This is a genomic window from Undibacterium sp. SXout7W, from assembly GCF_049339385.1.
GTDB lineage: Bacteria > Pseudomonadota > Gammaproteobacteria > Burkholderiales > Burkholderiaceae_D > Undibacterium.
In genome coordinates this window covers 1-279 of record NZ_JBMPPF010000177.1, presented here as the reverse complement: position 1 = coordinate 279, position 279 = coordinate 1, and the positions used below count along the sequence as shown (strand labels likewise).

Below are 279 nucleotides of genomic sequence, written 5' to 3'. Positions count from 1 at the left end.
CGAATTCCACTATATTACGGATGCAACGCAGGCGCTCGATACGCCGCTGCGGCTGCAGCCGAAGGTCATCCTGCAAGACCTGGTCTTGCCAGGCACCGATGGTTTTCCGCTGATCAAGCTATACCGCGAACAGGAAGCGCTGGCGCACGTGCCCGTGATCGTGCTGTCAGCCAAGGATGACCCGAAACTGAAGGCCTACAGCTTTGCCGTGGGCGCCAACGATTACGTGGTGAAATTGCCAGACAAGCTGGAATTGCTGGCGCGCATACGCTACCACTC

Annotated in this window: 1 protein-coding gene; it reads left to right on the top strand. The window is 58.1% G+C overall.

All coding sequences use genetic code 11. The features are described from left to right. A partial coding sequence (locus ACO0LB_RS21000; protein ID WP_423052695.1) for a response regulator occupies window positions 1–279 on the top strand: 279 nt, incomplete at both ends.